Source organism: Clostridium pasteurianum (genome assembly GCF_001705235.1).
GTDB classification, from domain to species: Bacteria; Bacillota; Clostridia; order Clostridiales; family Clostridiaceae; genus Clostridium_S; species Clostridium_S pasteurianum_A.
Map to the genome: position 1 here is coordinate 289,140 of NZ_MCGV01000001.1, position 20,101 is coordinate 309,240.

The window sequence follows — 20,101 nt, forward strand, 5'->3', positions numbered from 1 at the left end:
CCCCTTAAGATGCTTCCTCTTCTTTATCATCATCATTAACTAGAGTGCATATCTTTTCTTTTGCTATAGTATCTCCAAAATAAGCAAAAAACAATCCAAATATAGCCGATATTCCAATATATGATACTGCTGAAAAATAGAAACCTTTATTAATGAGTACAGCGGTTTCCTTACACATAGTAGAAAACGTAGTATACGCCCCTAAGAAGCCTGTTGCGATTCCTAATTTTATATTTTCATTAAAATGTGCAACTCCGCAAGCAGTAGTCAAAATTAGAGCCAAAATAAATGCACCACTTAAATTTATTGCAAGAGTATTTATTGGAATCACCTCTCTATATTGAGGTATGTTTATATTCTTGATTACATATCTTAAAATGGCTCCTAATGCTCCACCAAGACCTATTACAATATATTTTTTCATATTTACCTCCCAATTACCAATTATAAAAAACAAAAAACCCCTACATATTTAAAATGTAGAAGTCATTAATCCAAACAGGATATTTAAGGTGAACTTCATCACCTATAAAATTTTTTATAAATTTATTTTACCAACTTCATTTATATGTTGTCAACTATATATTAAACAATATTATTATTTTATGAGTTTAAAACATTTATTGTATACGAATCCAACTTTAAATTACTCACTAATGCACTTACATTTTCCATAAAATTTACTCTTCAAAATTAATAGTTTTAGTTTTTCTATCAAAGCCCACATAAGAATTTTCAAAAATGATCTTTGCATTTTGTAAATACTTATTTGGTTCACTTAATGCTGGACTAAAATGTGTAAGCCATAATTCACTAACCTCAGCAATTTTAGCAATCTTTGCAGCTTCTGAAAAAATCATATGTCTTTTTTCTTCTGCTTTATCCTTTTTATCGTCTTCACCATACATTCCTTCACATATAAATAAATCAGACTTATATGCAAATTTATATAAATCATCTACAGGTCTTGTATCCGTACAATATGTTATTTTAATTCCTCTTCTATTTTCTCCAAGAACCATTTCAGGGTCATATTTTTTTCCTTCATATTTGACAATATTTCCTTTTTGAAGCTCATTCCATATTTTAATTGGAACATTATTTTCTTTTGCTTTATTAATATCAAACTTTCTCTTTCTATTTATACGTACAGAATATGCAAGACACTCTATACTGTGGTACACTGGCAGTGCAAAAATTTCCATATCCTCAATTTGAAAAATTTTATTCCAAGGGTCTTCCCTAAAATCCATATCTAGTTCAATTAAATCAATTTCATAAGGTAACCATGGTGATACCACAGTAAGCCCTTTAATAACCTTACTCAATCCCTCAGGACCTACTATAGTTAACGGTGTTGTCCTGCCTGAATTTGCTATGGTAAGTAAAAGTCCAGTAATCCCCATAACATGATCTGCATGATAATGCGTAAAACATATTACATCTACATCTTTGAAACCCCAGCCTAACTTCTTCATAGATACCTGTGTACCCTCACCACAATCTATTAAAACTTTTTTTCCATTGTAAGCTATTAAAAGAGAGGTTAAATTTCTTTCTGGTGTTGGAAGACTTCCTCCACAACCTAAAAGACAAACATCTACCATAATAATACCTTCTTTCTAAATCATTTTGCTATTGGTCTCATTTTAAATAATGTAATCAATTGCAAAATTATATTTTAAAAAGCATATAAAAAAATTTAAAATGCTATAAATTTCACATAGTATACTATAGACCAAAGTATACTATGGGTGATTTTCTTTGTAAAGATATATATCTATTATCATTTTTTATTATTTTTTATTATTTTTAAATAGTTTTTAATCACAACAATAAATTTTATGGTATAATAAGCATGTGTTTATGTTAAAATTTCTACATACAAAAGGAGTGTAATTATGAAAAAATACTTAATACTAGTTGCTTCTCCACCAGCTTGTGGTAAATCATATGTTTCTGGCGAATTAGCAAAAAAATTAGACAATCCTGTATACCTAGATAAAGATACTGTAATTCCTCTATCCAAAATGGTTTTCAAAGCTGGTAATGCGCCATACAATAGAGATTCTAAATTTTTCAAAGAATATGTTAGAGATGCTGAATATGTAGCTACAATTGACTTTGCTCTTGAAAGCCTCCTTTATAACGACCACGTAATTGTAAATGCACCTTTCTCTAAAGAATATAGGAGTAAAGACTATATAAATTCTTTGAAAGAAAAATTAAAAAAGTATGATGCAGAATTAGTACCTGTTTGGGTAAGATGTGATATAGAAGTATGTCATCAAAGAATGATAAAGAGAAATTCGGATAGAGATACATGGAAGCTAAATAATTGGGATGAATATGTTAGAGGTCAAAATTATTCTATTCCTGATTTAGAAGGGCTTTTTATTATAAATAACTCGTCTACTGAAGAATTTCAAGCTGATCTTCAGAAATTATTAAAGGTTTTATAGGTAAATCCTGTAAAACCTTCTTTATATACTTACCATTATATTAATAGTAACTCTATTCTTCTCCTCTTTAATATCAAAAGTTCCATTATACTTCTTCACAGCAGTCCTGTATATTATAAATACATATACCATGATTCATTTTATCTTTTTTAGTGCTCACAATGCTATTTTTAACATATCTAACTCCTTTTTCTGTACTATTTGAAATTGCAATTATTAAATAGGAATTCCTATCATAGGATTTAATAGATATAAACTTATGTATATTATTGTTTTTTATTGTTTCGCACGCTTCAATAGCATTATCTAGAGTATTGTTCAAAATAGCACTTAAATCAATAGGTTCAATTTTCATTTTTTCCAATAATATAAAATCACAATCGAACTTTATTTTTTATCTCCTCAATATTATTGTCATATGCTAAACTTCTTAAACAATTAATATGATTGTTAATATCATACATTATACTTCTTGTATTCTTATAAAAATATTTTAAGCATAAAATCATCTCGCAAAATATTACAGCAAAAATGAGTCTGTAAAATTAATTTTGCAGACTCATTTTTTAGCTTTACACTTCAGTCTTTATTTATTTTTGCTATCTTTATTCTCATAAAACTCATAAGTTTTTTATAAGTTTATATATTATTAGCTTTACTCTTAAGTTTATTATAATTTGAATTTCGATACAACAGCATTCAAATGCTCAGCACTTTGAGCCTGACTTTGTGCCGCTTCAGCCGCCTGTTCAATTGCTTTTGTAGTGTCATTTATTGCTGATTTTATTCCACTGGTATATTCCGCAGTATTCTGTGCACCCTCTGCCATACTCTGAGTAGCTTCACTTACTTGCTCAACAGTAGCAGTTATCTCTTCCGACATTGAAGCTATTTCCTCTGACATACCACTTACAAATTGGGAATCTTCATAATATTGATCTGCCATTTCTCCAAAACTTTTAAATTGAGGGTTTACATCCTTTTCCAAAAAATACAACATATCATTACTTGCCTTAGTAGCTAATTTAAAAGCTTCATTTACTTTGGCTATCATACTTTTTATATTCTCTACAGATTGTGATGACTCTTCAGCAAGTTTTCCAACTTCATTTGCAACTACCGCAAATCCTTTACCATTTTCACCTGCTCTAGCTGCTTCTATAGAAGCATTTAATGCCAATAAATTAGTTTGTTCTGCTATACTAGAAATCGTTTCTGCTACCATTGTTATGCTATCAACAATTTTGCCTTTCTCTATGACTTCTAAAAGTTCTTTTTTCTTTTCTTCATATATTAACCCAGATTTTTCAATTGCCTTTTTACTGTCTTCTTGTATCTTTTGAGCCTTTTCTTTAGATTTATTAGAGTTATTACTTCCATCTATTGATTTACTTGAAAGCTCATTTACACTAGAATTAACTTCTTCAACTGAAGCATTTATTTCCTGACTGGCAGCACTAGTAGTATCTACACTTGAAATTATTTTATCTGTAGAATCATTAATGTTTTCTGCCCTAGATGTAACCTCTTCTACTGTTGCCGCAAGCTCTTCACTTGCTGAACTTACAACTTCAGATTCTTTTAGTACCTGTTCTACCATTTCCTTTAAATTTTCCTGTGATTTTATAAGTGCTGCCTTAACATGTCCAAATTCATCATGTCTATCAACAATATACGAATTTGATAAATCAAAATTTGAAATTGCCTCTGCAAAATGTAATATTCTTCTTAATTCTGAATGAATATCCTTAGATAGGGCAACTGTTAAAAATATAGATACGATAATTCCAACTGAAACAAGTATAATAATAATCCTAGATGAAAACATTGCATTAGAGCTATTGGGTACCTCACCTAATGCATTGATAGAAACAAGTCCTATTATAAGCATAAGTAATACAACCGATGCAAAAGAAATGATCAGTTTTGTTCTTACCTTTAAATTTTTTACAAAATTCACATAAATTCCTCCCTTTTTTCTTAACACCTAATATAATTTTATAACATAAAATAATATTTGTAAACTTATTAGGTAATATTAACGTATGAGTTTATATAATTTTGTTTTTATAAATGATATATTTACAAAGGGTGATATTTATGAATATAGATTATTCTATTATCGGCGATCGGATAAAAAAATCCCGAAAGCAAAAAAATTATACTCAAGAAAACCTTTCAGAATATTTAGGGGTTTCAACCGTTTACGTAAGCAAGATAGAGAGAGGCAAAACCAAAATCAACTTAGAAACTTTAATGAAAATTTGCAACTTCCTTCATATCACGCCTTCATTCCTTTTAACTGGTTGTGCCTCTTATTCTAAAGATTATTTGCAAAACGAAATAGCAGATATGCTTAGAACATGCTCTCCAAGTGAAATCAAATTAATAACAAATATAATAAAGTTAATAGTTGATTTTAAAAAAAAATAAGCACCTTTAGGTGCTTATTTTTTATCACTTTGTTCTCTTTGAGAAAATATACATCCACAGTAATTCTGCCTGTATAAATTATATTCTCCAGAGAGCTCAATGGAACGCTTATATCCATTTTTCTTTTTAAAGTCAGAATAAAGATACTTAACATCATACTGATTTTCAATAATTTCTCCTATTTCATTTAACTTCTGAGCATTTTTATATGGGCTTATGGATAGTGTAGTAGTAAAATAATCAAAATTTTTATCTTTTGCAAGCTTTGCTGTTTCTAAAAGTCTTAATTTATAACACTTAAAACACCGCCTGCCGCCTTCTTTTTCATTTTCAAGTCCTTTAACCTCTTCATAGAATCTTTTATCATCATATTTTCCTTCTATAAAATTCACTTCATATTTAGTTTTAAACTCCGATATAAATCTTTTTTCTTCCTCTACCCTTTTTCTATATTCAACTTCAGGATATATATTTGGATTATAATAAAATACTGTTATTTTAAAATAATTTGACAAGTATTCTATAACATAACTACTACACGGAGCACAACAGCTGTGAAGTAATAGTGATGGCACTTTCTGCTGCTCTACAATTTCATTAATTATTTCATCAAGCTTTTTCTGATAATTTATCTTCAATTTTATCAATCCTTTAAAAATATAAAATTATTTTTCCTCACCAATAATTTTATACCATTATCTCAATAAAAGATAGAAGTAATAATATTTTGGGAACATTAAATAAAAGTGTAAAGTAACAGTATTTTGAAACATTAAATAAAACTCATAAGACTAAGCCCCAAATAATAAAAATACTAAGAAATTTTAATAACTCGCTGAAAAAAAGCTCAAACAGATTAAAATTACTAAGTCTTTTCATTATTTGGAGCAAAGTCTTATTGAGTTTTATTTAAATCGTTCTCAAAATACTGTTACTTCTCATGGATGGTAAAGGCAAGGAAGATTTTCTTCCGCTCGGCTGCGGAAAATCTGGATTAAAAGCTTATATGGAGATAAACTTTTAATAATGAAAATACTAAGAAATTTTAATAACTCGCTAAAAAAAGCTCTAATAAATCTTGGTGTATAAATGGTAAAATACTTAGATATTTCAATATTATCATACACGAGGCTTGGGCAATTTATAAAATGCTTATATGGAGTTGTTGGTGATAATGTAAAAAGTTCCTATTTATAGTTAAGAAGGATAATGGGTCTTTGACCCAAACCCCGTATATGATCGTTATCCTTCTTTACTCAATATAGGCAATCTCTATATTATAAAAGTTTTTCGTAGTGAAATGGAGAAAAAGTTACCCTGCACTACTGTAAAAAGCTAAGGAATGATGCTGAAGGAACGATTTGAAGAAATTCTAATGAATCTTGATGAAAAAATCATAAAATACTTAGATATTTCAATTTTATCATACACGAGGTTTGGGCAATTTATAAAATGCTAATATGAAGTTGTTAATAATAATCTAGAAAATGGCTATTGATAATTAAGAAGGATAATGGGTCTTTGACCCAAGCCACATATATGATCGTTATCCTTCTTTACTTAATATGGGCAATCTCTATATTATAAAAGTTTTAGATAAGCCTTTAAATTAAAGTTATTAGTCGTAAACTTTGAGATAGCCTGTATTTTATAAATAAAGATAATAGAAGTATATGGTTTTAAAAATTTTTCGTAGTGGAACGGAGAAAAAGTTACATTGTACTACTGTAAAAAGCTAAGGAATGATGCTGAAGGAACAATTTAAAGAAATTCTAATAAATCTTGATGAAAAAATCATAAAATACTTAGAGTTTTCAATTTTATCATACACGAGGTTTGGGCTTTGCCCATTATCCTTCTTTACTCAATATAGGCAATCTTTATATTATAAAAATTTTAGATGAGCCTTTAAATTAAACTTATTAGTCGTGAATTTTAAGATAGCCTGTATTTTATAAAGAAGGATAATGGGTCCTTGACCCAAACCCCAGTTATGATAAGATTTATAGAATTTCTTTAATGTTCCAAAGCATTATTCCTTAGCTTCAGCTTACTATTTCTCCGCCATTTACATGAATTGTCTGCCCTGTTACATATGAAGAGAGTTCAGATGCTAAAAATATGTATGCACCCACACATTCTACTGGCTGCCCTGCTCTCTTAATTGGAACATTAGATCCAAACTCAGAAACTCTATTTTCGTCAAATGATGCAGATATAAGTGGTGTCCAAATTGGTCCAGGTGCCACTGCATTTACTCTTATTCCTGATTTGGCTAGTGAAGTTGATAAAGATTTTGTAAGCGTCAAAATTGCCCCTTTAGTCATCGAATAATCAATAAGTGTTTCATTTCCTTTAAAAGCCACAACAGATGATGTATTTATTATGCTTGCCCCCGACTCCATACTATTCACGGCGGCTCTTGTCATATAAAATGTACCATATACATTTGTTTTAAAGGTTCTATCAAACTGTTCATCTGATATATCCTTTATGCTGTTACATGGATATTGTACTCCTGCATTATTTACCAAAATGTCTATCTTCTTATGCTTTTTAATTGTATTCTCCACCACATAATTACAAAAATTAACATTACCTATATCGCCAGACATAAGTGTACATTTTCTACCTAAACCATCTATGATTCTCTTAGTATCTTCAGCATCTTGATGCTCATCATAATATACAATTACTACATCCGCTCCTTCATGTGCATAGCTGATAGAGACAGCTCTTCCTATACCACTATCACCACCTGTAACAATGGCTACCTTGCCTTTTAGAAGTGATTTTGTTTTATTGTATGCCTCATTATAATAAACCGGTGCTGGACTCATCTCATATTCATACCCAGGTTGATGGTTTTGGTGCTGCTTTGGAAAAGATTCTGGAAAATTCATATGAACACCCTCCTAAATACTTCAAGTTTTATACTTAGCTTATTTATAACTTATAATTTCCTCTTTAATTTTTAATTATTCACATCAAAGATTTAAAGGAAATAAAAAAAGGAATGAACCATCTATTCTAGATTCATTCCTTAGTTTCATTTAATAAAGTCTTTCATAAATTTCCTTAATCTCATCACGTGTTAAAGGAACATAATTATTAACAAGAAGTCTCTGCTGTCCTTCTATAACACTATCTGTAAATTGCTCAATTTCCTCTTCTTTCATTCCATACTCCTTGAGTGGCTTTCTTGAAAGAAGTTTATCAAGCAGCTTAGATAATTCCTCGTATATACATACTGTATTATCTGTACCTAATATATCTCCTAAAATTGCATTTAATTTTTTTATTTCTCCGTCCGGATTTAATCTATTGTATGTATTAAAAACTTCTGTAAAGAATTGATAGTTTGCTTCACCATGAGGAACATGATATACTCCTCCGAGAGGGTAAGAAAGTGCATGTACAGCTCCAACTCCAGCATTTCCAAAAGCTATTCCTGCATAATTACTTCCAATTATAAAATCATCAATAATCTCAGTCCTATAGTCCTCGCCATTTTTAACTATCTCTTTATATCCATTAAGTATTAACTTCATAGCCTCAACACTAAACAGCTGCGTAAAATAATTAGCTTTAGGTGAAACATATGATTCAACTGAATGTATAAGGGCATCTATTGAACTTGTGACAAAAAATTTATACGGAAGCGTTTTTACAAATTCGGGAATAAACACTGCATAATCTGCATAAATCTCATCAACTGCAAGTCCCATTTTTGTATGTTTGGACTTTATTTCTGCTATAGATACATTTGTTACTTCACTTCCAGTACCACATGTAGTAGGAATCAAAATAAGTTCCCTTTCCTTAACCATTGGAACCTTTTTCTCAAATAAATCCATAGATTTTCCTGTGCTCTTTAAAGCTAAAATCTTTCCTATATCTACAATAGTTCCTCCACCAATAGCTATTATTCTTTTTATATCCTTTATGTTTTTTATATTAGCTACAATAGAATCTATCATTTCATCAGATGGCTCGCCACGTCCATATTTCTCACGAAATAAAAACTGTGTCTCTAAATTTAGTTTTTGAAGAGAACGTTTATATAACGATTCACTTGTAAGTATAAAATCTCCCTCTCCTACTTCAAATTCTTTTGCGAACTCAGAGAACTTATTAAATTTATATATTTTAGGTGCTAAGCTTATTAATTTCATATAATATCTCCTTTATATTTGTTATAATCATATTTTACCTTATACTACTATATTACCTTTGATAAAACAATATAATACATACACAAAATACCACTACTGTATTTGTACTAAATATACAAATCTCTTAATTTCATGTGCATATAAAAATAAACTTGTACATATTATTATGTTTATATGTACAAGTTTACTTTAAATTAATGCCCTTTTCTTTTTAATTTTTTCTTCTGCCGCTTTAAATTAAATCTTAGTTCATCATATTCTTTTTTCTTTAACTTTATAGATGCTTTTCTAGCTACTTTTTTATTTTCCATGTCTAATTTAATAGCATTTTGAGCCTTAGTACCAACAGTACCTGAAACTTCTTTTTTTATCTTCCTTTGAAGTCTTTTAGGATTTATTTTTTTCCTAATACTATTTTCCTCTTTAATCGGATCACTAAACTTAACACTTTTAAATCTTTTTAATATAAATTCATAAACTTCATAATCCTTTGGTTCAGCTCCAAAAACCACTTTAGCAGCCTCATATTTACCTTTACAGCTTCTTTCAAATAGCCCAACCCAAAAAGGATCTTCAAAAAACACCGTTAAAACAATATTCATTTTTATTCCCTCGCTTAATTTAAGTTCCTATAAAAGTCACCTAAGGAACCCATATTACGAAGAACGGACAACCAACGAGGGCAGGTTACTGACATTTACTATAAATAAATGCGTTTGGACTACCAACCAAACTGTGTTTTTATCTTCATATTAAATGATAAAATTACTTTTTAACATTGTCAAGATATTTTATTTTTTTACAAACTCTTTTATAATTCCTCTCTTATAAGCTAAAAGTAAAAGATTAAGTTCATGAAGCTCCTTTTTCAATTCAGTTCCTATATCCGTGTCCCCTACACTTTTACGTTTAGCAACTTTTTCAAATATAACCGTTGACGATAATATATCCGTCTCATCTTTAATAGATTTTTCTGTGGATTCAAATAGTTCGTGAGATACCAATTGGAGTCCAAAAGAATTATATATAAGTGTATATCCGGCAATTCCAGTTTTCTTATGATATGCTTTTGAAAAGCCTCCATCAATAACTATTAATTTTCCATTAGCTTTTATGGGATTTTCACCATTTTTACTTTCCACAGGTACATGACCATTTATAATATGTGACGTTTCTGGGTCAAGTCCAAATTCCTTTAAGATATCAATACATATTTTTTCATCATCTCTATAATGGTAATATGGATCTTTTTTCTCAATATGAGTACTTTTATCATTAATAAAGTATCTTTCAAAAGTAGTCATTTTCTCTTTTCCAAATAGTGGTGAAAACGGTCCTGTCCAAAGATACCATATCATATCCTCTGCATATTTATTAGCTTTTACATTTTCATCATAGAAAAAACCTTCTCTAGCTAACATGTCAAGCTTATCCAGAAGTTCCTTACCTTTATATTTTTTGTCTTGTATAGTAACTTCTTTAAAACTACCATCTTCATTTAATGGTATACATCCATGGTAAAGAAGATTAGAATTAAACTCTAAATAAAGACTTCCGTGTGAAAACAAAAAACGCACATGTCTATTTAATTTCTCACTATTAACAAAAGATGACACTAATTTTTCAACCAATTCCTTTTCTGCATCTGTCAATTTATATGGATTATTTTTATCTATAGTTGGGAAATATGCATCATTTAATTTGTACTCTTTACCATATAGATTTATGGTTTCCTTATCAAAATCAATATCATCTAAAAGCATTCTGTGAGCCATTTTAAATTCAGGGTGTCTTTTTATTATCTCCCCTTCAAGTTTAAATTGTATTATAGCAATGGCTTTATGCATTTTACCAATTAATTCTATTTCCTTAACTGTATAGTTTTTATCAGATTCTATTTTAGGAGAGAATCTCTTGCAATTATCATTCTCATAATACTCCATAGCAAAAGTAGCTAGAGGAAGAAGATTAATTCCGTATCCATCTTCTATAGTAGATAAATTTGCATACCTTGCAGAAATTCTAATTACATTTGCCATACATACTGATGATCCGGAAGCTGCTCCCATCCATAACATGTCATGGTTTCCCCACTGAATATCAACAGCATGATACTCTTCTAATTTATCCATTATAATATCAGCTCTTGGTCCTCTATCGAATATATCACCTATTATGTGCAGCCTATCTATTACTAGGCGCTGTATAAGCTTAGATATAGCAGTTATAAATTCTTTAGACCTATCTATGCTTATTATAGTCTTTATTATTTCCTCATAGTAAGCTTGTTTATCAACTCCGTGAGGCTCCTCATGAAGAAGTTCTTCAATTATGTAAGCGAACTCCTTAGGAAGTGCTTTTCTTACCTTAGACCTAGTATATTTAGATGAAACATTTCTACAAACCTCTACAAGTCTGTAAAGTGTTATCTTATACCAATCTTCAATATTTTTTTCCTGCTTTAAAATCATATCCAATTTTTGTTCTGGATAATAAATTAAAGTTGCAAGGCTTCTCTTTTCGCTCTGCATAAGTCTATTTCCAAATATATCATCTATTTTCCTTCTTATAACACCTGAGGCATTTTTAAGCACGTGTATAAATTGTTCATATTCACCGTGGACATCTGATAAAAAATGTTCCGTTCCTTTGGGCAAGTTTAAAATAGCCTGCAAATTTATTATTTCAGTAGATGCTTCATTAATTGTTGGATACTGTTTTGATAAAAGAGTTAGATACTTTAAATCCTTTTTTATCTCTTCATTTTTAATATTGTCTTCTAATATCATTAGTTGAACCTCCGTATTTGAGTATAACTTTTACTGTCCTAAAGGTTATTTTATATTATTATGTATGTGCCGTCAAATGAGCTTAAGCTTTTATTTACGGTGACTTGCACATATTTTTTATTGTTTCAATACAAGAAAAAATAGCACAGAAAAACCAATAAATTTTCATATGGTTACCCTATGCTATTTAAACTATTCATGCTATTACAATTGAGGCCTTAACTTCACTTTATTTTATGAATATTGTTTTTTATCATTTTCTCTTCTTTTTATCGTTAAATTTAAATTTTTTTCTTAAAAAATATTTTTTAAAATATATCGTTTAATTTTTTAACTTCATCAACTAACCTCTACAAAAATTAGTATAAACTATACCCCGCGCTAGAAAGTCAAGCCCCTATTTCAATAATTTTATTTATAAAATCCATTCCTTGGATTAAATGTGAAACAACAATTAGTATCCCCTTAAAATCTCTTGTTTTTAAAATATCAAGTATTATTTTTCTAGTTTCTGCGTCCACGTTAGAAATAGGTTCATCTAAAATTATTACATCTTTATCCCCTAACATTGCCCTTATAAAAGCTATAATCTGAGCCTGCCCTCCTGAAACCCCAGCAGTATTTTGACTTATTTCTGTATCTAAACCTTTGGGCATTTTATTTACATATTCCTCTAAATTTAATTCCTGTATTACTTTCTCAGCATCGCTTCGATTTTTATCGTTTTGCCCATATAATATATTTTGCAGCACAGTTCCCCTAAACAAAAATATATTTTGTGATACTATTCCTACTCTTTTTCTGAGACTTTCAGTATTAATTTCTTTAACATCAAAATCATTATAAAATATGCTTCCAGAACTTGCATTATAAAGCCCCAATAGAAGCTTAATAAGAGTTGACTTTCCAGAACCATTTTCACCTTTTATAAGGACTTTTTCACCCTTCTTTATTTCAAAATTTAAGGAATTTAAAACAGTTTTATTTTCATCATATTTAAAACTTACATTGTGAAGTTTTATAGATTTTATCTCTTCACTTAAAATTTTATCTTTTCCAAAGTTTTCGTCTTTCATATCCAAAAGTTCATAAATTCTTTCTATACTAAGACAGGCTGGTTTTATTGTTGTACCTATAGTAGCTATTCCCTGCGCACTTGAGAAAACTTTGCCTATGTATAGTGAAAAAGAAGTATATAAACCTATTGTAAATTGTCCTTTTAAAATTAAAATGCCAGAAATAAATAAAATTAAAAGAGAACCAAAGTTACTTATGAGCTCTGTATTTTCCATAAAGAGTACCATTGATTTACTTTGCTTTATACTTACCTTTATAAGTTTATTTAGTTTTTCTTTGAACTTCATAAGCTTGCTTTTTTTACCGTTAAGTACTTTAATAGTCTCAATTCCATTGATTATTTCATAAGATTCACCATTTAAAAAAGCACTGGATTCCATCATAGCCATTGTGTTTTTCATGAAATTTTCAGCTGATAACTTTGCTAAAAAGAAAAACACAGGTGCCAATAAAACTGCAACAATAGCCAACTTATAATTTATTACAAACATAGTTACTACAGCAAGCCCTGCATCAACGACACTCAAGAATACGCTAATAATTGATGGTGAAAAAATACTGCCAACAGAACTGCACTCATTTATTCTGCTTTGAACATATCCTTTTTCTGTTTTTGAAAGATAACTCATAGGTAAATCCATAACTTTCTCCATAACAGAGCTTCTCATTTCATTTACCACTAAATTATTTATTTTTACAAAAATATATTTTGAAGCAAAAGAAATGACATATCGTAAAGCATATAAAATTGCTATTATTCCTATATAAAAATAAAATTCATTAAAACTCTTTTTACCTAGCAATACCTTGTCCATTAAGTGTCCTATTATATATGGAACTGGCGTTGATACAATAGAGCTTAAGACCATTCCCATAATTCCAGCACTAAATATCACCCAATACTTTTTCAAAAACGGTTTTAACTTTAAAATACTGCTGAGTTTACCCAAGTGTTTCACTTCCTCTTTTAAGCTTTTTTAAATTATCAATTACCTCTATAAATTTCCTTTCTTCGCTTATAGAATTAAATTCTGGCTTTTCTAAACGTTTCAGTATAATTTCATATGGATTCATTGGCATTTTCCACTGCTTCGGTGTAACTTCACTTAGATACCATATAGAAGTAATATTTAATTTGCTTATATCATTGCATTTTAAATCTTCTACCATACTGTTAAGCATATCAAGGGACTTTTTCTTTTCATTAAATTTCAAATATGTACTAGCAAGCCCTAAATAATCACTCCATAAACTAACAATAGATTTTCCATTCACCAAAAAAGCCTTTTTAATATTAATAGACAAATCGTAATATCTCTCTGCAATACTTAAAACTTTTTCATGTTCAGCATAAGATCCCGCTAATGAGCTACATATCATACCTGAGAAGCATGCATTTTTATAAAGCTCACCTTGAAAGATTTCTCTTCCCCTTTTTAAATCGCCTTTCTGTATATATATACTTGCAAGCATAACATCCGTTTGAACTTCACTTTTGCGGATTTTATTTAAAGCTTTTATTGCTTCATCATACTTTTTTTCTGACCCGTATATACTGCTAAGTTGATACAAAGCGCCCTCCACTAATTCTTCTTTATCAGAATTTTGTACAATGTCCTCAAATAGTTCCTTAACCCTTTCATTTATTTTTTTAGTTATCTTTTCATCATTAATTTTCCATAAATACATTCTAAATAAGTAAGCTAACTTTAATTTTAATGAATAGCTAGTTTTATACTTTGATATATACTCCTCACACTTATTAACCGCCGTGCAAAAATCATTTGTACTAAACAATTTTGCAGATTCACTAAGTACTTTATTTAACTCATCATCTGAAAGCTCAACTTTATAATTAAGAAGTTCATCTATAGATACACCAAAAAAATCAGCAAGCAGCGGAAGAAAAGTTATATCTGGATATGAATTTCCACTTTCCCATTTTGACACTGCTGCTATAGATACTCCAATAAACTTTCCAAGCTCTTCTTGGGTGATCTTCTTGTTTTTTCTAAGTCTAAATATAGTTTCACCTATGTGTAATTTGTCCATACCTTATCACTCCAGTAACTTTATTATAGGATTTATAGTGAAACCTCTGTGAAACTTAAACTATTTATGTTCTAAAACATCTATCTACAAGGGATTATGGTACATATATAATTTTTAGCCCGGCTGGTTTCGCTTTATATTTAGTATATATTAAATGTATGATTATTCCAATAGATATGTAGTTAAATAATAATTAAAAATTTAACTGCTAGTTAAAGTCACCACATATCTCTCCATAACAGCAGAAAAGTAGAGCAACTTATTCACTCTACTTTAAATATAAATTGTTTATTTACAAATCATGATAGCTTATTTACACCTTAAATTTTAAAACAAGCCCTTTTAAATTTTCCATACTTTCTTTAATATTACGTGTTTGAGCTTTAACATCATCTGCTCTGCCTCTTATATTTGATACTTTTTGGGTAATATCATTGATACCACTAGCTCCATCACTACTTGCTGCTGAAATTTCTTTAATTGATTCTGAAACAGTTTTTGCCGACGCCAAAAGTTCCTCTGAAGTTGCACTCAGATCAGTGACTAGTCCGCTTACATAAATTGCATCTTTCCCATAACTTTCTCCAACATTAACTGATTCCTTGTAACTTGCAATAACCTTTGTTTCAATGTAATTCAAAGTTTCTTTTGAAATATTCACAAGATTGCTTACAGCTTCAAATACAATATCTACCGTTTCTTGTATATCACTTACGGCCCTTTTTGACTCTTCCGCTAAACTTTTTATTTCATCCGCAACAACAGCAAATCCTTTACCTGATTCACCTGCTCTTGCCGCTTCAATTGAAGCATTCAGTGCCAAAAGATTAGTTTCATTAGATATTTCTAAAATTGCATCCGATAAAACTTTAATTTTCTCAACATCTTTTATTTTATATAGTGCCGCGTCCATTGTCTCTTTTATTTTAACGCTGGTTTCATTAGCTTCAATAGAGAGATTCTTAGAATTATCCTTTAGTTTAACAGCCCTGTTTTCTATTTCATCAGCGGATATGGAACCTTTTTCTGCCTTTCCAGTTATAACTTTTACCGAAGATTCTATTTCATCTGCAATAGCATTTATCTCCTCTGCTCCTGATGCTGTCTCTTCAATTCCCGCCGATAGTTCCTCCACTGCTGCTGAAGTTTCTTCCAGTTCACCTGCAAGTTCTACAATGTTATCATTTGAAACTATTATAGAATTATTTACATTCTGTGTCTCCATCGTTATGGACTTTAAAATATTCTTTATTGAATTCTGCATATGCATAACAGCATGCATTATATCCCCTAATTCATCAGTTGAAGTTAGCCACTTTTCAGGTATGTCACTACTAAAATTACCATCAGAAATTTTCTGTATATGTTCTTTTAAGAAAATGAGTGGTCTTGTAATATTCCTCATAATTAAAAAGCATAGGATAATTACAAATATAACTACAAAAATAATAATTAGTACAAGCATGCTAAGATCAAATTTAATTTTACTTTTAGCATTTTGCTCAATACTTGAATTTTGATCATTTGCAAGCTTTACTACTTTATTAATCTCATTCCTATGCTTAGTATATAATGGTTCTAATTTACTATTTAATATATTTTCAGCGTTTTGCTTGTTACCACTTTCTACATCTGGAACAAATTCATTATTAAAAGTTTCAAAATACTCTTTTGCATATTTATAAGAATCCTCCACCATTATTTTTCTCATAGTACTTTTAGGTAAACTCTTTACCCATACCTGATGACGGGTATTATAATCTTTTTCTAAATTTTTTTCATATTTAATTTCTTCATCAATTTTGTTTTTATTATTTTCATTTAATAATTGCAGTGTTGTAAGATGTGACTCTACTATATATTCTGGAGGCGGCAAAATATCAGAAACAAGATCCTTTCCCATAATTATTTCATTGTACATATCCCCATTTATTTTTATATCATTTATAACCTTACTAGAAAATCCCCCTAACATTAAAAAGCCCAAAATAAAAATAATAATTAACAAAAATAATTTGTACTTAACCTTTAATTTTTTTAACATGACATATCTCCTCTCATATATACCCCTTGTTTATTTTTTGTATAAAAAATCCAACAATTAATTAATATAGTTAATTGTTGGTATATTTTTCTTTTAAATGTTTAATACTAATATTTTGAATCCAACTTTATTTATTTTGTAGTATTAAATTTTAACTTGTATTTTATGCATTTATATTGCTCTTAGTATTAATTATAACCATTTTATCATTAAATCTCAATATTTATTATTAATTTATTAATAAAATATTATTTTATTAGTAATAATAGTGATGAAATATAAATCATATTGTCAAAATGTTAATTTAATGTGTGTATGAAAATCTCCAAATTTGCACATATAAAATGTGAATTTGGAGATTTTTGTGTTGATCTATGTATTTTTTAATATATTTTTCATTAGTATTACAAATAAATATACACAGCCTAAGTTTGCCATTAAAAAAATAACTATTTGTATTAAGCTTACCACAACTCCAGAAAGCATCATATTAATCATCATGACAGTAATTGTTGTAAGCATGGAAAATCCTTTAACAATTATTATAGATGACATTAAATACCCATAATTGTTTTTCTTAATAAGAAGTACACCAGATAAAATAGCAAATGGTACAACAAATCCTAAGTCCATTCCTTGAATAACTAAGGTAGTATAATGTTCTAATCCATCTGGTGCTGCTCCCGTTTTTAGAGCTTGTGCTATTTTGCCAAACCACATCAGTCCTATTGCTGTACCTATAAATATTTCAAATCCGCCTATTAACTTATTGGGCAGCTTATCATTAAATTTATTCTTTATATTAGATATATCAATTTCCATAATTGACAATATAAAAGCAAACAAGCTGCAAGACATTAGCACAACATAAACTAAAAAAAGATAATTGAAATTCCAAAGAAAAGTATAAGACATGTATGTATATAAAAAATACCCTAAAGTTCCTGTAAGAAGCAGTTTTCCCCTTAGACTTTCCTTTCTAAGAATAACCATAGAAATTATAAGCATAGGAATTCCAAGTATCATAGTTACTAAATCCTGTGCCTTCCCTTGAGCTACAACTGAAATTGAATCATTTTTATATATTCCTCTTCCATAAATAGTAACCTTTTCTCCACTTATTGATGTTATAACATGCTGTCCACTACCTTTGCTGGATAACAATCCTACAAAAGACGAAACCGCCGCCAAAATTATTATTATTGATACCAGAACCTTTAGGTATTTTCTTAATTTCACAAAAAATCATCTCCTATAATTGAATTTTTCTTTTATTTAACAGTGTTCAATGTATTAACAATGTTAATTTTATCATTTAAAATAAATTCAATCAATGATTTTTAACATGCGAAATTAGTTGCTTCAAATTTAAAGTTTTCCCCTATACTCTGCGGTTTTTAATTCTTTTATGTATGCTTCTAAATCTGGCATTTTGCTTTTAACTGCAAGCTTTATTGCTTTTCCGATATCATATGGAACTCTTACTAAACTTATAGATAATGCTGAATTTTCTTTTTTTCCATACTTTCCTTCAATGACAGCATACGAGGCTTGAATTATCTCGAGTGGATTGCCAACACTTCCTGTATTAAATATTGTTTTTCCATCAAAGTTATCCATATATGCTTCATGAATATCTCCATATCCAATTACATCAGCTCTATTATTTCCACCTTTGGGATCTTTAAAAAGCGTCTTTTTCTCATCATAATCCGCAAGAAATGGAACACGATGAAGCACATCATCTGGAGCTGCATGGCATAACCTTACAAGCCTACCGCTCATAAAAAATTCCGCATACAATGGAAGGCTTTTTAAATATTCTAATCTTTCTTGTCCTAGTTTATTTCTATGCCATAATATAGTTTTGTTATCACCACATTCCGTCATAAAATAGTCCCAATTTCCTTTAACGACAATTTCACATTTTTCCTTTATCATATCTACTGCTTCACTTGATCCCGGGCCTTTTCCTGCTATGTCACCTAAACATATTATTCTTGTTATTCCCCTATCCTTTATGTCAGATAGAACAGCTTCTAGAGCTGGAATGTTTCCGTGGATGTCTGAAATTATGGCTAGTTTGTCCATGGTGGATACCTTCTTTCTTGAATTATTAAACGTATATATTATTTTTTGCTGATTTTATTTCATAAGCAATATCATCAATTGTTGCCTCTTTCATTTCTCAAATATTTTACTGACCTCTCAAGAGCTTCTATTGTCTTCGTTTCTATTACGCAGGTACAATCATTCTCATGAGCAACTTTAAGCCTAGCTTCTAAGTCTATTTCACCTGTTCCCAGTATCATATGATTTTTTTTTCCTTCTGCATCATGAATGTGCATGTGTTTTAGCCTATTTCTATTTGAAAGAATAAAATTCATATCCTTATAGCCACAGCTGTGTTCATGTCCAATATCCCAGGTCAAAGCAAAAGCAGGACTTTCAAGGAAAATTTCAACACCTTCACGCATAAAATCCTTGTATCCATCAGTATTTTCAACACAAATCTTAATATTACTGATGCCTATTTCCTTGATACATATATCTCTAAACTTTTTTAAGTTATTCATGTATTCTTCTTTGTACTCATCAAATAAATACACTTTTCTGTCTGGCAAAGTAAAATAAACACCCTGAGCCATATGCATATTTAAAATAGGTATATTAAGCTCCTTCGCTGCAGCTATAGTTTCTACCATTGTGTCAATGTATGCCCTTGAAACTTTAGTATTAAAATCCGCAGCATTAAAATTTTCGTCTATATGTATAGTAAAAAATATTTGTTCCTCTTTCATAAGCTTTTTTAATAAATTACAATCTAAATACTCAGCCTGATACTGAGGAAGATTCATATTAAGTTCAATAAAACTCAGATTTAACTTTTTGCAGAGACTTACAGCATCATAAATATCCTTAAATTCTATTAATGTAGGCATACCAAAAATAATATCACTCATAAAATTTCTCCCTTATCTTTAACTATTTTCTCACTAATACAATTAAACCACATCAATGGCAACAGTGCCATATATTACTTGTACATATATTATATTTTTCATTCGA

At 29.4% G+C, this 20,101-nt stretch carries 17 protein-coding genes and 1 riboswitch; of the genes, 2 read left to right on the forward strand and 15 right to left on the reverse strand.

What is annotated here, in order from left to right:
• Positions 1 to 4: 4 nt before the first annotated feature.
• Positions 5 to 424 carry a fluoride efflux transporter CrcB gene (gene crcB / locus BEE63_RS01360; RefSeq protein WP_066019674.1) on the reverse strand — a complete coding sequence of 140 codons (420 nt, stop codon included), beginning with the start codon at positions 422 to 424 and terminating at the stop codon, positions 5 to 7.
• A gap of 49 nt (positions 425 to 473) precedes the next feature.
• A riboswitch (Fluoride riboswitch) is annotated at positions 474 to 536 on the reverse strand.
• A 144-nt stretch (positions 537 to 680) separates the two neighbouring features.
• On the reverse strand, positions 681 to 1,607 hold the full coding sequence (locus BEE63_RS01365; protein WP_066019675.1) for a ribonuclease Z: 927 nt from the start codon (positions 1,605 to 1,607) through the stop codon (positions 681 to 683).
• 294 nt (positions 1,608 to 1,901) lie between these two features.
• Here BEE63_RS01365 and BEE63_RS01370 point away from each other — a divergent pair, with 294 nt between their 5' ends.
• Positions 1,902 to 2,462 (forward strand): AAA family ATPase, encoded by a 561-nt coding sequence (locus tag BEE63_RS01370; protein ID WP_066019676.1) that lies wholly within the window; start codon positions 1,902 to 1,904, stop codon positions 2,460 to 2,462.
• A gap of 85 nt (positions 2,463 to 2,547) precedes the next feature.
• Here the strand turns inward: BEE63_RS01370 and BEE63_RS22005 are convergent, their stop codons facing one another.
• The gene (locus BEE63_RS22005) at positions 2,548 to 2,817 is read right to left on the reverse strand and encodes a GHKL domain-containing protein (protein ID WP_242874642.1); all 270 of its coding nucleotides are present in this window, start codon (positions 2,815 to 2,817) and stop codon (positions 2,548 to 2,550) included.
• 315 nt (positions 2,818 to 3,132) lie between these two features.
• Positions 3,133 to 4,422 carry a HAMP domain-containing methyl-accepting chemotaxis protein gene (locus tag BEE63_RS01380; protein ID WP_066019678.1) on the reverse strand — a complete coding sequence of 430 codons (1,290 nt, stop codon included), beginning with the start codon at positions 4,420 to 4,422 and terminating at the stop codon, positions 3,133 to 3,135.
• 140 nt (positions 4,423 to 4,562) lie between these two features.
• Between BEE63_RS01380 and BEE63_RS01385 the strand changes: the two genes are divergently transcribed.
• Positions 4,563 to 4,895 carry a helix-turn-helix domain-containing protein gene (locus BEE63_RS01385; RefSeq protein ID WP_066019679.1) on the forward strand — a complete coding sequence of 111 codons (333 nt, stop codon included), beginning with the start codon at positions 4,563 to 4,565 and terminating at the stop codon, positions 4,893 to 4,895.
• 14 nt (positions 4,896 to 4,909) lie between these two features.
• Here the strand turns inward: BEE63_RS01385 and BEE63_RS01390 are convergent, their stop codons facing one another.
• From BEE63_RS01390 to BEE63_RS01440, 11 genes are all read right to left on the reverse strand, one after another.
• Positions 4,910 to 5,539, reverse strand: coding sequence for an epoxyqueuosine reductase QueH (locus BEE63_RS01390; protein WP_066023116.1), 630 nt, complete (start codon positions 5,537 to 5,539; stop codon positions 4,910 to 4,912).
• A gap of 1,401 nt (positions 5,540 to 6,940) precedes the next feature.
• Positions 6,941 to 7,798: an SDR family oxidoreductase gene (locus BEE63_RS01395; RefSeq protein ID WP_066019680.1), complete on the reverse strand. Its 858-nt coding sequence runs from the start codon at positions 7,796 to 7,798 to the stop codon at positions 6,941 to 6,943.
• Positions 7,799 to 7,948: 150 nt separating this feature from the next.
• Positions 7,949 to 9,070, reverse strand: coding sequence for a 4-hydroxybutyrate dehydrogenase (locus tag BEE63_RS01400; protein WP_066019681.1), 1,122 nt, complete (start codon positions 9,068 to 9,070; stop codon positions 7,949 to 7,951).
• Positions 9,071 to 9,264: 194 nt separating this feature from the next.
• Positions 9,265 to 9,672: a YjdF family protein gene (locus tag BEE63_RS01405; RefSeq protein ID WP_066019682.1), complete on the reverse strand. Its 408-nt coding sequence runs from the start codon at positions 9,670 to 9,672 to the stop codon at positions 9,265 to 9,267.
• 189 nt (positions 9,673 to 9,861) lie between these two features.
• Positions 9,862 to 11,859 (reverse strand): fructose-bisphosphatase class III, encoded by a 1,998-nt coding sequence (locus tag BEE63_RS01410; RefSeq protein WP_066019683.1) that lies wholly within the window; start codon positions 11,857 to 11,859, stop codon positions 9,862 to 9,864.
• Positions 11,860 to 12,248: 389 nt separating this feature from the next.
• Positions 12,249 to 13,886 (reverse strand): ABC transporter ATP-binding protein, encoded by a 1,638-nt coding sequence (locus BEE63_RS01415; protein WP_066019684.1) that lies wholly within the window; start codon positions 13,884 to 13,886, stop codon positions 12,249 to 12,251.
• Positions 13,879 to 14,988 (reverse strand): helix-turn-helix domain-containing protein, encoded by a 1,110-nt coding sequence (locus tag BEE63_RS01420; RefSeq protein WP_066019685.1) that lies wholly within the window; start codon positions 14,986 to 14,988, stop codon positions 13,879 to 13,881. Before BEE63_RS01420 ends, BEE63_RS01415 begins: the two co-directional genes overlap by 8 nt.
• 313 nt (positions 14,989 to 15,301) lie before the next feature.
• A complete protein-coding gene (locus BEE63_RS01425; protein ID WP_066019686.1) occupies positions 15,302 to 17,032 on the reverse strand; it encodes a methyl-accepting chemotaxis protein in 1,731 nt (576 codons plus the stop codon).
• A gap of 372 nt (positions 17,033 to 17,404) precedes the next feature.
• Entirely contained in the window at positions 17,405 to 18,271 is an 867-nt protein-coding gene (locus BEE63_RS01430) for a hypothetical protein (RefSeq protein WP_100369856.1), read from the reverse strand.
• A gap of 129 nt (positions 18,272 to 18,400) precedes the next feature.
• A complete protein-coding gene (locus BEE63_RS01435; RefSeq protein WP_066019687.1) occupies positions 18,401 to 19,123 on the reverse strand; it encodes a metallophosphoesterase family protein in 723 nt (240 codons plus the stop codon).
• Positions 19,124 to 19,197: 74 nt separating this feature from the next.
• Complete coding sequence (locus BEE63_RS01440; protein WP_081312431.1) at positions 19,198 to 19,995, reverse strand: sugar phosphate isomerase/epimerase family protein; 798 nt, start codon at positions 19,993 to 19,995, stop codon at positions 19,198 to 19,200.
• Positions 19,996 to 20,101 lie beyond the last annotated feature (106 nt).

Bases quoted from the DNA above. Each gene is read 5' to 3' on its own strand.
- crcB (WP_066019674.1), bottom strand. From the start codon at position 424: ATGAAAAAATATATTGTAATAGGTCTTGGTGGAGCATTAGGAGCCATT.
- BEE63_RS01365 (WP_066019675.1), bottom strand. From the start codon at position 1,607: ATGGTAGATGTTTGTCTTTTAGGTTGTGGAGGAAGTCTTCCAACACCA.
- BEE63_RS01370 (WP_066019676.1), top strand. From the start codon at position 1,902: ATGAAAAAATACTTAATACTAGTTGCTTCTCCACCAGCTTGTGGTAAA.
- BEE63_RS22005 (WP_242874642.1), bottom strand. From the start codon at position 2,817: ATGAAAATTGAACCTATTGATTTAAGTGCTATTTTGAACAATACTCTA.
- BEE63_RS01385 (WP_066019679.1), top strand. From the start codon at position 4,563: ATGAATATAGATTATTCTATTATCGGCGATCGGATAAAAAAATCCCGA.
- BEE63_RS01395 (WP_066019680.1), bottom strand. From the start codon at position 7,798: ATGAATTTTCCAGAATCTTTTCCAAAGCAGCACCAAAACCATCAACCT.
- BEE63_RS01400 (WP_066019681.1), bottom strand. From the start codon at position 9,070: ATGAAATTAATAAGCTTAGCACCTAAAATATATAAATTTAATAAGTTC.
- BEE63_RS01405 (WP_066019682.1), bottom strand. From the start codon at position 9,672: ATGAATATTGTTTTAACGGTGTTTTTTGAAGATCCTTTTTGGGTTGGG.
- BEE63_RS01410 (WP_066019683.1), bottom strand. From the start codon at position 11,859: ATGATATTAGAAGACAATATTAAAAATGAAGAGATAAAAAAGGATTTA.
- BEE63_RS01420 (WP_066019685.1), bottom strand. From the start codon at position 14,988: ATGGACAAATTACACATAGGTGAAACTATATTTAGACTTAGAAAAAAC.
- BEE63_RS01425 (WP_066019686.1), bottom strand. From the start codon at position 17,032: ATGTTAAAAAAATTAAAGGTTAAGTACAAATTATTTTTGTTAATTATT.
- BEE63_RS01435 (WP_066019687.1), bottom strand. From the start codon at position 19,123: ATGGACAAACTAGCCATAATTTCAGACATCCACGGAAACATTCCAGCT.
- BEE63_RS01440 (WP_081312431.1), bottom strand. From the start codon at position 19,995: ATGAGTGATATTATTTTTGGTATGCCTACATTAATAGAATTTAAGGAT.